Genomic DNA, 13,147 nt, shown 5'->3' with positions numbered 1-13,147 from the left:
CTTTTCAACTTCTCAAGAAAACGGCTGTTCGGTATTGTCTCTAAGAATATAGTCTTGAAGAAAATTTTATTGGCAGGCCTCTCTATTGTAGAGGAGAAAAAACTTTTTTTTGGGTCGCTCGGCAATTTAGGAACGCGGGATTTCCATGAAATCACGAAACGCTCAGTCCATATTGGAGGCTTTATGTAAAAAGACGCACCAAAATTTGTTGCGCTATCTGCTAAAGCAAACTCTGTTAGTGGCTTTGGGTACAGCCCTGATGGTAGCTGAGCTCGGTATCTTTCTCTATTTCTTTCTGTTCTCTGGCAAAACTTTATTGCCGGCTTTTTGTCTTGCTTGTTTTATTCTGACGATCTTTTTTTGTTTGGTTATTCGTCTTTACATCCTTTCCAGAAAAACAGAAGTCTTCGATAGGCTGCTCGCAGCATTTATTCATCAAGCGCAGGCGATTTTTAAAAAGAAAAGTGTTGTGGAAGAACAGCCAGAGATTGCGGCCGCTGTTACGCAACTATCCCTGGTGATGCAGCATCAGGAGTATTTTGTTTTTTGTAACTTATTGAAAATTATCCCTCCTTACGATTCGATCAAAAAATTTAGCTGTTTTTGTTTTTGGAAGGATTATTTCATGTTCCGAGAACTCCTTTTACAAAAAGCAGTAGATTTATATTTGCTTGTGGTTCAAGCAATTCCGACAGATTTAGGGGCGCATGTTTCTTTAGCAGATGCTTACGTATCTTTATCGGGACTCTATGCCGATCCGAGAAAGTATCCGGAGTTCGATACGAAATATTGGGTGCCTCCAGGGCGTTATGGAGAGGATATTCAAGAAAAGTTCTTTGTAACAGCTCGTAGAGCTACGGAGGAGTTCAAAATTCTTAATGAATATGCTCCTGGGAACGTTTGGGTGCACTCCCAATTGGCATATAGTTATCATGATTTACAAATGCCGATGGAGGAGATTCGTGAATACGAGATTGTATTGAAATTGAAGCCCAATGAAGCGAACACGATGATGAAATTAGGGATTCTCTATTTTCAACAAGGGATGAATGCAAAAGGATTACAGGTCTATGAGCAGCTCAGAAAGGTGGATCTAAAAAAATCCAAAAAGCTGATCAAATTCTATGGGATAGTGGCTAAATAAAGAGAAGAGTTTTAGGAGGGGCTTGTTGTATTGGGAGTAAAAAGATTCCTCCACAAAGAAGCGCTAGTCCAACAAGCACGGAAAAGATTGCTGTTGCTAGGGGGCAAAGCGAAAGCGATGCACAAATGGAAAGCAGGGTAGCGGTAGCCACAGACCGCAAAAGCACGGCATGAACGCTGGCAGCTCCTATTAAGGTTAAGATCAGGCCAGTAATGGCAATGACACTCCCTACCTCATAACGGGCACGGGGCGATAAAGAGGCTCGCCATGAAACGCTGAGTCTCCCACAAAAGCTTGTGGGAGATGAAAAAGACCTCGGAGGGATAATGGACATAACATACCCTGAAATAGAGGGGCTCTTTTAAACAGAGAGGGGGTCTATTTTACCTCGGGATACTTTTTTTAGGGAATCACAGAGTCTTTCTCTCTCGTAGAAAGCTTTTACAAAGCATTAGTGAATTTTTGTTTTGACAAGATAGAGGGGGGCCTGTCTATTGGGCTAGAGCTTATGCAAAAAGGCCTACATTCAAAATAACAACCATTGTACACTGGCTCCATCTGAAGTTCCTCTTGTGTAAAAGAACCTGGTCGAGATATTTATCGGGAAGACAAGCTATCTACAAGACCGTCTTACACTAGTGTCTCAAGATTTTTTAGTACATTGGAACGGGCTCAGGACTGTTTGTTTTTATAGGTGCGTAAAGACTATGATCGAGACTCTACAAAAAAAAACTTCTTCTTACTCGGTTGCTCTTTTTTGCCTGATTGCTTTAGCCGTTTTCCTTTCGGGGAAGATTGTTATGAATATACAAACAGGGCGCGCAGAACGTTGGAACAGCATATCTTTGCTTTCTCGATCTGCAGAAGCGGCCTGTTCGCGAGGAGTGTTTCCTCCTAAAGAATCCCTGCCTATGCTAGAACAGGCTTTTCGCAGGGGAGGGAAGGAGGTTCTTCCTTATGCAGGATTTCTTGCTTCCTGCTTTCATGTTTATAAGGACCCCCTGCGAGGGGCCTATTACTCAGACCTCGCGTATCATCACGGTATGCGCTTGCGGCGTCCCTCGCTGCAACACAGCCTTTGGAAAGAAATCGCTGATGCGCATGCTACACAGCAGTATCAAGCGGTATTAGATAAATCTAAAGAACTTCTTTCCTCCATTTCTTCTTCTCAAGATTTCCTGATGTTGCGTTTTTTAACGTTGCTTCGGGTGATCGAGGTGAAGGAGTCTTTGAATCAAGATTTTTCTTTAGAGTTAAAAGAATTACAGGCTCTGCCAGGATTCGAAGATTACGAACAATTTTATAAAGACGGGGTTTGGACGATATCGAAACGGTACTCCAGCCTCAAATCCTTTTGTTGATTTGGAATGTATTCTATGCCCAACACCCTCCCTACTTCTGAAGACTGTTCTATAGAAACAGCAGAGAGCGCTGTTAAGGAAAAAGAGCCCGCTCCTACCGTTATTTCTGGGCAGCTAGTAATTTATCCCGAAGATCCTTTTGCCATTCCCGCAGTTGATCCATGCTCCGCGTTTTAGCTTATCGCCAAGTTGCTTTTTCTAAGGTTCCTCATATATTCAAATCATTTTTGGGTTTTTTGCGCTTACTTGGGCGGCATTATTCCTTTGTGCTGCCAGGGGACTCTCTCCCAAAAAAAAGGGCGATTATGCTTACATTCGATAACGCCTCTGTAGATTTTTACACCCACGTCTTTCCTTTTCTTCAAAAATTCCAGATCCCGGCGGTTGTCGGAGTTGCTTGGAGGTATGTATCTCGATCAGAAAGTGAAAACCTCCCTATTGATGTGCGGACCTCTCCATCAGATGGTTTAGCTTTTCAAGATGAAATTTTTTCTCGTTATCAACCCTTCTGTTCCGTGAAAGAGCTTTGTATTATGGCTAAAAGCCCATACATTCGATTAGCTTCTTCGGGATTTGCTATTAGAAACCTAAAACGTTCTCCTCCTTATCTACATACAGAAATTGTATTGTCTAAAATTTTGTTAGAAGAGGCCGTACAAGCCCCTATAGAGAGCTTTTTTTATCCCTTTGGAAAAAGTGATCTAATTAGTCAACATTTGGTTCAGGAAGCTTATCGCTATTCATTCTTATTAGGGAACACTGCGAGTTTTTCCTATGCACAGCAATCACAACACGGTATTCCGCGTATGGATATGGCTTTAGATTGTAGAGAAATTCCTTCTCCTCATCGGCTTTGTATGCGTCGATTCAAACAATTTTTTGTTTTGCATTAAAGAACTTTCCTCATCCACAGCAGGTTAGAAGCCTCCTTTTCCTTGCCTATATTTTCAGATTTTTTTAAAGTTTGACCAAGCTTACACGGCTTAAGACCGCTTCTTTTCTTTTCTATAGCATTTTTTTGAATGAAGAATAGGAAGTTGGATAATTCTCGAAATCTACCTATTAAAAGGAGACCCCGATGAAAAAATTACTTTTACTCGCTCTTGTACTTTCTTCTTGCGCTCTTCATGCTGGTGATACTGAAGAAGAAAAAAATACTGATTCTTTTGTAACATCCCTATGCTGTGGTGGAGAAGAAGAAGGTCCTAAAGACGGCGAATAATCTACTCGACGGTTTTGTCTAAAAGAGAGTTGAAAAATCAACTCTCTTTTTTTTTGGGGGCGCCCTATTCACGCTGGGTTCTATAAGGTTTTTTTGAGACCGTTTTCTTGGTAAGTCAAGAATCTTGTTCATAAGAGGAAAAAGCTTTTCTTTTGCTATAATTCTCCAGGCACTAGAATTCAAAATCCGAATTGATAAGAGTGTCCGAGACTAGTCTCTTGGCTTTTTGGTGCGTTTTCAACGAATAGAGGAGACAACGCATGATAGATAAAATTACACGAACGATATTAGTTCTATCTTTATTCCTATTGTATTGGTCTTCAGATTTACTTGAAAAAGATGTTAAATGTATCAAAAAAGAGCTAAGGACTTTGCATGAAGATGTCCTGGAGTTGGTCAGAGTCTCGAATCAGCAAAAAAGTTTGATACAATCTATGAACGCTCACGTATCTCCAGAAATATGTGTGAGCGAGAATTATGGAGATCCTGCCTTTCCTAATTTGCTGTGTTCGGATCCCTACGTTGAAAAAGTTGTTCCCACCTTATTGAAAGAAGACTTTGTTCCAAAAGGAGTCATCCGTACAGCTCAAGTAGGACGTCCAGACAATTTGAGCCCGTTTAACGGCTTTGTCAATATCGTTCGATTCTACGAATTGTGCGTTCCCTCTTTGGCTACGGAACATATTGGTAAATATGAGGAGTTTGCTCCTAGTCTGGCTTTGAAGGTAGAAGAGCATTATGTAGATGATGGATCTGGGGATAAGGAGTTCCATATTTATTTACGTCCCAATATGTTTTGGGAGCCCATAGATCCTACGTTGTTCCCTAAAAACGTGACTTTAGCAGAGGTTTTTTTAAAACCTCATCCAGTGACGGCTTATGATGTTAAATTCTATTACGACGTCGTCATGAATCCCTATGTCGCAGAGATGCGCGCTGTAGCCTTGCGGTCCTACTTTGAAGATATCGTTTCCGTTCGTGTAGAAAATGATTTGAAGTTAGTTGTGCGCTGGCGCGCGCATACTGTGTGCAATGAGCACGGAGAGGAAGAGAAGAAGGTGCCGTATTCGGCCTTTGCAAATACCCTGGCTCTGCAACCTCTTCCATGCTTTGTATATCAGTATTTCGCAAATGGGGAAAAAATTGTTCAAGATGATTCTGATCCAGATACGTATCGAAAAGATTCTGTGTGGGCACAGAACTTTTCTTCGCACTGGGCATATAATTACATTGTGAGTTGCGGAGCTTTCCGATTTGCAGGGATGGATGATGAGAAAATTACCCTGGTTCGTAATCCCAATTATTACAACCCTCGTGCAGCTCTTGTAGAGAAGCGGTATGTCTATATGAAAGATAGCACGGACGCGCTCTTTCAAGATTTTAAAGCTGGTAAGGTGGATATTGCCTATTTCCCTCCTAACCATGTGGAAAATTTGGCTAGTTTCATGAAAACTTCTGCTTATAAAGAACAGGTAGCTAGGGGAGAGGCTATCTTAGAGAAAAATTCTTCGGATCGTTCGTACTCTTATATTGGCTGGAATTGCCTTTCTCTTTTCTTTAAAAATCGTGCTGTTCGACAGGCAATGAATATGCTGATCGACCGAGAGCGGATTATTGAGCAATGCTTGGATGGACGAGGATCCGTGATCAGCGGGCCTTTTTCTTTGTGTTCTCCGTCGTATAATCGAAATGTAGAAGGTTGGCAGTATTCTCCAGAAGAAGCTTCTCGTAAGCTAGAAGAAGAGGGGTGGATTGATGCCGATGGAGATGGGATTCGAGAAAAAGTAATAGACGGGGTAGTCGTGCCATTCCGCTTCCGATTATGCTATTATGTAAAAAGTGTGACCGCAAGAACTATTGCAGAATATGTGGCCACGGTATGCAAGGAAGTGGGTATTGAATGTTGCCTACTTGGGCTGGATATGGCGGACTATTCGCAGGCTCTTGAAGAGAAAAATTTTGATGCGATCCTTTCTGGATGGTGTTTAGGAACTCCTCCAGAGGATCCGCGCTCTTTATGGCACTCAGAAGGAGCTTTAGAGAAAGGCTCTGCGAATGCTGTAGGGTTCTGTAATGAAGAAGTAGATCGTATTATAGAACAGCTCAGCTATGAATATAATCCTGATAAACGACAAGAGCTCTATCACCGGTTCCATGAAGTGATTCATGAAGAGTCCCCTTATGCCTTTCTTTATTCAAGACAATACTCCTTAGTCCATAAGGAATATGTGAAAAATATTTTCATCCCGACGGAACATCAGGATTTAATTCCTGGAGCCCAGGATGAAACCGTGAATTTATCTATGATGTGGGTGGATAGAGGAGAGGGCCGATGCTCCGTTATATCTTAAAGCGCTTATGCCTGATTCCCTTAACCCTATTTGCGATTATTTCCGTAAATTTTGTTATCCTGAATGCTGCTCCAGGAGACCTTTTGGAGGAGCACAGTGTGGATGCTCAGGGAGAAGCTGGGCGATCCGATAAGATCCGAACATATAAAGGGCCGGATCGTTATTTGCAGTTTAGAGAGCATTACGGACTAACTCTTCCCATTTTTTTTAATACTCGTCCGAGAATTTCTCGAGCAGAGCTGCGCGCAGGGATTCAAGAAATTATCGATGGGACGATCCATAAAAAAAATTCCACAGGATGTGTAACTAATATCAAAGTGTATTGGGGAGATTGCGCTAAGTTTATTATGCCTGCTCTACTGGCAGAAGCTGAGGATCCCTCGCAAGAAGATATCTATCGTCATGTCGCTGCGGATTTATTTATTCGAGGGGGGATTCGTCAAGGTATCGTTGGTGCACACTTGCTTCCAGAACAACGAGAATATAATCAGAAAGTATCCAAGAGTAATGCGGAATTGGTGCGCTTACTTAATGAAAACGATATTGAAGTGAAGATTGCCGCATTACAAGCATGGGTTGATCAGGAAGGGGGAAAAGAGAAGCTTATGCGAACGGATTCTTGGAGGATTTTTTTCTTTGAGACTCGTTTTGCTAGATATCTTTCTCGAATTATTAAATTAGATTTTGGAACATTACGGAATGACTGCCATAAAACGGTCGTTTCAGAAGTGATAAAACGTTTAGGGTCGTCTTTAATTCTATCCCTGCTTCCCATGATTGTTGTTTTTATATTGTGCCAAGTATTTGGGATGATCATGGCAATCCATAAAAACCGCTGGATAGATCACCTCCTTAATTTTCTCTTTTTAATCTTATTTTCCATCCCTGTTTTTGTTGCGGTTCCTTGGATTATTGATAATTTTGTTTTGAACAAAACGGTTCCTTTTACCTCTATTTCCATGCCGTACAGCGGGTTGTGCTCTTCTCCTGAAGCCTTCAGAGAAATGACTTCTCTGGAAAAGCTTGTAGATATAGTGCTACATAGCTTCCTTCCTTTTTGTGCTGTAAGTTATGGAGCGTTTGCTGCGCAGTCTCGATTGAGTCGCGCTGTGTTTTTAGAAGTTTTGGGAGAAGATTATATTCCAGCTCTTCGAGCACGAGGAATTTCTCAATATGATATTTTGGTCCGACATGTAGGGAAAAACTCCGCAGCAACATTGATTACCTCTCTAGCATCATCGCTAAGCGCATTGCTTGGAGGGGCTTTAGTAGTGGAAACCTTGTTTGATATCGATGGCTTTGGGAAATTTTTCTACCAGGCAATTTTAAACCGTGATCATAACGTGGTCATGTTTTCCGTGATTATGGGATCTGTGATTTCTCTTATCGGCTATTTAATAGGGGATATTTGTTATGTTCTTCTCGATCCTCGTGTTCAGTTAGAAGAAAGGGAGGTGTGAGATGAATGAGCCGAAGACTTCTTATCAAAGGTTTTCTCTTGCGTATCATAAACGCACGCTTCCTTCTCTAGCATTGAAGTTCTTTATTGGGCTTATGCTGGTGGGCATTTATGCGCCTTTATTTGCTTGTAGCAAACCCATTCTTGTTTGTTGGCAAGGAGAGTGGTACTTCCCTTTATTCCGTTATTTGCTTTTCCCGGGATTTTATACAAAGTCTATAGACTTGTTTTTTAATGTGTTGATGCTCACGCTTCCTTTTATCGTTCTGGGACTGCGTTATCTGAGTGGTATTTGGAGAAAACTATTTTTAGCTTTAGTTGCCAGTGTTCATATTGCGCTGTTTTCTTTTGCGTTGAATGGGGGCATTCAAGATCCGTGTCGAGATGAGGCATTAAAGAAAAAGCGAGCAGAGCATATTCAAAAAGAATTCACCACGCATCCACAAGCAGAATTTCTCACTACCATCCCTAAAAAAACGCGAACTTGGGAAAGTGAGCGTGCTTATATGAGTAAGTATGAGCAGTTAGGAATGCTTGTTAAAGCAAAATATCGTAAGCAGCAGCATGATCGCCTTGAAAAGCAAAGAGAGATTTATGAAATTTGTAAGAAATCTCCCATGCCCACACTACGTTTTTTAGAAATGAAGAACGAGACGGCAAGTTTGCGCTTTTTAAAAAACAAGATAGATAAGTTGAAAGACGCGTATCCAGAAGGTTTTAAAGGATGGGGGACTCTTCTTGAGGATTATCGGCCTTATCTGATGGCGAAGGCTCGTGCGGAACATGCTCTAAACATGGCTATATATGAGCAACATCCCGAGAAAGAGCTGCGTGCTGCGTATGAGGCTCTTGAGGAAAAGGAAGCTCCTTTTCGTCAACGGTTGTCTTTTATTCGCCATCTTTTAGAAGAGCGAGAGGCTTTGAATAATTCGATCGCGTTTATTGTCGATAAACGCGCTTGGATAGACAGTGAATCAGAGAAAGTTCAACTGCTTTTGAATCCTCTGTTCAGTAGTTTTCACTGGGAGGACGATGCCGGAGGATCTCGGGAAATGAACAAATATGTTCATTGGTGGCAACTTACGCGTATTAATAGAAAAGATTTACTCGCCTCTATTATTTTTGGCATTCGCATCGCTATTGTCGTTGGCGGATTGGGGGTCTCTATCGCGCTATTCATTGGTATTGTTGTGGGATTACTATCCGGGTACTTTGGTGGCAAAGTAGATATGTTGTTATCAAGGGTAACTGAAATTTGGGAGACCATGCCCATGCTGTTTATCCTTATGCTTGTAGTAGCCATCACGCAGAAGAAATCTTTGATATTAGATTCGGTATTGTTGGGATGTTTTGGCTGGGTGAGCATCAGTCGCTATGTTCGTATTGAAACCTTAAAACAAAAAAATTTAGGGTACGTATTAGCGGCCACAAATCTTTGTTATAGTCATTACCATATTATGGTTCATCAAATCCTTCCTAATGTGATTGTCCCCGTCATTTCTTTACTACCTTTTTCTATGATGGCTATGATTAGCTGTGAAGCTGGATTAACCTTTTTAGGGCTGGGAGAGGAGAGCTCGGCGTCTTGGGGGAATTTATTACGAGAGGGAGTTACTGCATTCCCTTCCGAAAGTGCAATTTTATGGCCCCCAGCAGTAATGTTGACATTGCTGTTGATGGCTATTGCAGTGATTGGCGATGGGATTCGAGATGCCTTGGATCCTAAGATGCAAGATTAGATTCCTTCAAACCGGGAGAGGATGTCATAAAAAATTTTTCCTCCGGGATAATCTTGCTCAGAGAGTACTCGATGGCAAGGGATGAGAAGAGGTAGAGGGTTTTGCTTACAGGTGATAAGCACTTCTTCTGCTGTTGTTCCGGTCTGCTCTGCAATTTCTTGATAGGTAAGCCGGGTACCAAAAGGGATTTTGTTGACAGCATTTAGGATAGCTAAGGACTTTCCTTTGAAAGAGGCTAGGTCAAGGAAGGATAGCGGGATAGGTTTTTTCATCGCGTAAGCCTTGCACCAGTGCACAAGCCCCTCCATAGCTTTATGAGCTCCTGGTCCAAGGAATAAGCTAGTGAAGACTGGCGCCGGGGAGAGGCGCGAGTGAAAAATAAACGCCCCCCGAAAATGCACAATGATTTGAATTGGGGGATGCTTATCTATAGAAAGCCCTTGAGAGCAGGCCTGAGCCAACAAGTTCTTAGACGTTGGAGAAACAACAAAGAACTTCTCAGTCATGGGGCTCCCAAGGTTGTATCATCTGGCAGAGCTTAATCGTTCAAACTTCGTTTGTGAGACCTGTTTGCCTTTGTAATACCATTCGGATTTACATACTCCTGCAGCATGGATTTTACGGACTCCATGCAAAGTATTGTGCTGCCAAGAAATTTCTTCCGCGATATTTTCCTGCTCATTGTATCGGAGCTCGATACCATTCTTGGCTCCGCGTACAAACGGGATTTCGGCTACTTTACATCCGTTTTTAAATAGAATTGTGAGCCCGTCCTGGTGTCCATATCGCCATTCTTCAACCGTATTGGGAATCCCTCCTGGAAGGTAAGTAAAGCGTATACCGTGGGGATATCCATCAACATAGTGCGTAATTGTCTCTGGTTCTCGTGTTGAGTAAAAAGTTGTCTTTTTAACCATTACACCATCGCTGAAAGTCTCTTCTGTTAATAACACGCTATCAGAAGAAAACGTAGAGCGGACTCCTTCGCCATTAAGAATAGTTGAGGAGTATTTCCCGTTAAAAGAGGTGTAATGCCCTTCCAATACCCGCCCTCCATACGTTTTTTCTACAAAGCACGGGTCAGAGATGGTGTCTGAGTTATTATTATCTGGCCAACGAGTTAATGAAAAAGCGCCATCTTCATGATACACTTCTTCTTGAGCTGGTAAAGCATTTGGGAAAAAAGTCTTTTTAGAAAGAAGGCGTCCTTGATTATAGGTCTCTACGACAGCTAAGGTTGTTGAGTGGGGAAATGTCTGAGTGACTTCTCCATGAAGGGCTCCCTGCGCATAAACCTCTAGGGTTGTCGTTCCATCTTTAAATACCTTCGTGATGGATCCATCGCATCCACGGTTTTTCCATTCTTGCTTAGAAACAATGATCCCGTAGTTATTGCGGAAAGTCTCTTTCATTAACGTAGGATCTTTTTGAACAGCTCCATGTACTAGAGGAGAGAGGGCGAGGGCGCAAATAAAAAATAAACGCTTCATGAGTTGCCGTTTCCTATGTTGGCTAAGTTCTTATCAAGTAATGTGGTTAGACGTTCGTATTCTTCCTCTATTTCCTGTCCGGATAAGGTGCGTTCATGATCACGGAAGACCATCCGAAGAGACAGGTTTTTATTTTGGGACTCACCATCCCTCCCTTGATATACACTGACAATATGAACACTTTCAAGCCATTTAGATTCGAAACGCAAAAGTTCTTTGCGTACGAGATCCGCTGGAAGATCTTTATCCACTGTAATTGTAATGTCTCTAGAAGAGGAAGGATAGATTGGATATGGGATATAACGCTTCTCTGTTTTCTTTTTCGAGGACAACAGAACTTTTAAAGAGAGCTCCGCAAAAATCACATCCTGTTTGATCTGGCTTTTTTTACACAATTGTGGATGCACTGTCCCAAAGATACCTAACCACTGTTTTTTGTGATATAAAGCTGCTTGCTGATAAGGATGGAAATTTGGATGTTGACTTGGCTGCAGGATAAAGTCTTCTATAGAGGTGCCCGCATGGCTCAGCAATTTCTCAACCCAGCCTTTGATTGTATAGAAGGATACAGGGACCTTTTCGTGCCACGAATTATTCATAATTTGGCGAGTTAGAAGAATCGCAACATGCTCTTCCTCTTGGTACTGTCCCCGTTCTTGGGAGTAGACATTTCCTATTTCAAAGGCATGGACAAAAGGAGCTTGTCTGTTGAGATTCGTTGCTGTGCTTTTCAGCATCCCAGGAAGAAGAGAGTCTCGTAATTTCAAGGAAGAATTCTGCACAGGAATCAGACAGCTCTTTTGCAAAGAGAGTTCTGCAGTTTCTGTATCTAGCAAGGAACATGTGAAAAATTGCTGCAGTCCGCTATTTGCGAGAGCTGTGGTTAAAGTGCGTTTTAAAGAATAACTCGGAGTATAGACCGGAAGTATCTTTTGTGTTTTTTGAACAAAAGGTGTGATTCGGCAGATTTCTTCAACCAGGTCAGTCTCTTCTTGAATATCATGGCGATATGGAGGAACCTCTACATGGACTGAGGTCTTTTCTGCAGAAGCCTGGAACCCTAAAGAAGAGAGTTTTTCTGCTATCTCCAAAGGAGAAAGGGAGATGTTAAGCAACCTTTTCAGGGTTTCAGGGCGGATATTGAGAGATAATGGAACAGAAGGGCTCTCTCCAATTTTTTGAATAGGAGAGATATGGGCTTCTGGGAACAGAGCTCGGATCATGTGAATCGCTGCATATAAAGCAGTCAATCCTCCTTGAGGATCTACTCCTCGAGTGAATCTATATGCTGCTTCTGTGTGTAGCGGAATCTCTCGTAGGTTTTTTCTCACAGCCTGAGGAAGAAAATACGCCGATTCTAAAATAATTTCTGTTGTGCTTTCAGAGTAAGCGGATGCGGCGCTCCCCATGACTCCTGCTAGCCCTAAGATATTGTGTTGATCGGCAACGACAAGAGAGCCTTCTGGGAGAGAGTACGTTTCTTTGTTCAAAAGAGTGAGAGGTTGTGAAGAACGCAGAGTGGCTACATGCAAAGACTTTTGATCGACGGCTTGGCTATCGTAGGCATGCAAAGGTTGGCCTAAAGAGAGCATTACATAATTGGTGATATCTACAATAGCATTTAAAGGTTTTTGACCGAGAGCTGATAGGGATGCCTGGAGCTCTTCTGGGGATTGTCTCCAAGATATTCCCGAAATCTTGACGGAATAGAAAACAGGACAAGCCTCAAGGTTGTGTTCGCTACAAGATTGGGATTCCAGAGGGAAAGGGGCAAAGGAGAATTCCTTGGGGATACTAAGAGAAGTCTCCGACAGAAAAGAAATTTCTCTGGCTAGGCCAAGTAAAGATGCGCAATGGCCTAAATTTGGGGTCAAAGAACACTCTAAAGAAGCTCCTGCGAGTAGTAGGCAGGCGCTTTCTCCTAAGGGAGTGTTTTCTGGAAATTCAAAAATCTCCCGCGCTCCCTTTTGTAGCTGCGAGAATCCTAGTTCATCAGCACCACAACACATTCCTAGAGATTCTAGTCCACGAATTTTAGACTTTTTGATCGTAGTTACTTCGCCTTGGGCATTACGTATTTTTGCTCCAGGTAAAGCAACTGGGACGATAATCCCTGCGCGGCAATTGGAGGCTCCACAAATGATCTGACGTTCTTTTTCCCCATCAAAAACAATGGCGACTGCAAGTCGCTCTGCCTCAGGATGAGGGGAAGTGCTTAAAATTTTACCTGTTACGACCGTATGCAGAGACTCAGGAAAGACATTGGGACACTCTGCTTCAATTCCAATGCGATCACAGGCCTGTAAAATTTCCTCAATAGTAAGAGGTGAAGAAAAGAACTTTTGTAATAAGGGTAAGGGAACGAGCATGAGTAGCTGCAG

At 42.3% G+C, this 13,147-nt stretch carries 11 protein-coding genes and 1 pseudogene; 8 read left to right on the top strand and 4 right to left on the bottom strand.

What is annotated here, in order from left to right:
• Positions 1 to 145: 145 nt before the first annotated feature.
• Positions 146 to 1,144, top strand: a complete 999-nt coding sequence (locus B6E89_RS02645) for a tetratricopeptide repeat protein (RefSeq protein ID WP_035406756.1) — start codon at positions 146 to 148, stop codon at positions 1,142 to 1,144.
• Here the strand turns inward: B6E89_RS02645 and B6E89_RS02640 are convergent.
• Positions 1,123 to 1,478: pseudogene (locus B6E89_RS02640) on the bottom strand (hypothetical protein). The gene B6E89_RS02645 and the pseudogene B6E89_RS02640 overlap by 22 nt on opposite strands.
• Before the next feature lie 373 nt (positions 1,479 to 1,851).
• On the opposite strand from B6E89_RS02640, the gene B6E89_RS02635 reads away from it, so the two are divergent.
• From B6E89_RS02635 to B6E89_RS02615, 7 genes are all read left to right on the top strand, one after another.
• The gene (locus B6E89_RS02635; RefSeq protein ID WP_080125588.1) at positions 1,852 to 2,505 is read left to right on the top strand and encodes a hypothetical protein; all 654 of its coding nucleotides are present in this window, start codon (positions 1,852 to 1,854) and stop codon (positions 2,503 to 2,505) included.
• Between the two features lie 15 nt (positions 2,506 to 2,520).
• Positions 2,521 to 2,682 carry a hypothetical protein gene (locus B6E89_RS04975; RefSeq protein ID WP_167366890.1) on the top strand — a complete coding sequence of 54 codons (162 nt, stop codon included), beginning with the start codon at positions 2,521 to 2,523 and terminating at the stop codon, positions 2,680 to 2,682.
• Complete coding sequence (locus B6E89_RS02630; RefSeq protein ID WP_080133105.1) at positions 2,667 to 3,398, top strand: polysaccharide deacetylase family protein; 732 nt, start codon at positions 2,667 to 2,669, stop codon at positions 3,396 to 3,398. The genes B6E89_RS04975 and B6E89_RS02630 overlap by 16 nt, the downstream gene beginning before the upstream one ends.
• A gap of 185 nt (positions 3,399 to 3,583) precedes the next feature.
• Complete coding sequence (locus tag B6E89_RS04970) at positions 3,584 to 3,727, top strand: hypothetical protein (protein ID WP_087877876.1); 144 nt, start codon at positions 3,584 to 3,586, stop codon at positions 3,725 to 3,727.
• A gap of 260 nt (positions 3,728 to 3,987) precedes the next feature.
• Entirely contained in the window at positions 3,988 to 6,078 is a 2,091-nt protein-coding gene (locus B6E89_RS02625; protein ID WP_080121517.1) for an ABC transporter substrate-binding protein, read from the top strand.
• Positions 6,060 to 7,538, top strand: a complete 1,479-nt coding sequence (locus tag B6E89_RS02620; protein ID WP_035406744.1) for an ABC transporter permease — start codon at positions 6,060 to 6,062, stop codon at positions 7,536 to 7,538. Before B6E89_RS02625 ends, B6E89_RS02620 begins: the two co-directional genes overlap by 19 nt.
• 1 nt (position 7,539) lies before the next feature.
• Entirely contained in the window at positions 7,540 to 9,276 is a 1,737-nt protein-coding gene (locus tag B6E89_RS02615) for an ABC transporter permease (protein WP_080124431.1), read from the top strand.
• Here the strand turns inward: B6E89_RS02615 and B6E89_RS02610 are convergent.
• The 3 genes from B6E89_RS02610 to pheT are packed head-to-tail and all read right to left on the bottom strand — an operon-like array spanning position 9,273 to position 13,135.
• Complete coding sequence (locus tag B6E89_RS02610; RefSeq protein WP_080124430.1) at positions 9,273 to 9,782, bottom strand: MGMT family protein; 510 nt, start codon at positions 9,780 to 9,782, stop codon at positions 9,273 to 9,275. The two genes, B6E89_RS02615 and B6E89_RS02610, sit on opposite strands and share 4 nt — an antisense overlap.
• A gap of 18 nt (positions 9,783 to 9,800) precedes the next feature.
• A complete protein-coding gene (locus tag B6E89_RS02605) occupies positions 9,801 to 10,766 on the bottom strand; it encodes a toxin-antitoxin system YwqK family antitoxin (protein ID WP_035406735.1) in 966 nt (321 codons plus the stop codon).
• A complete protein-coding gene (gene pheT / locus B6E89_RS02600; protein ID WP_080133104.1) occupies positions 10,763 to 13,135 on the bottom strand; it encodes a phenylalanine--tRNA ligase subunit beta in 2,373 nt (790 codons plus the stop codon). Before pheT ends, B6E89_RS02605 begins: the two co-directional genes overlap by 4 nt.
• Between the last annotated feature and the right edge of the window lie 12 nt (positions 13,136 to 13,147).

The organism is Chlamydia suis, from assembly GCF_900169085.1.
GTDB lineage: Bacteria > Chlamydiota > Chlamydiia > Chlamydiales > Chlamydiaceae > Chlamydia > Chlamydia suis.
This window is presented reverse-complemented; position numbering and strand designations above follow the sequence as displayed.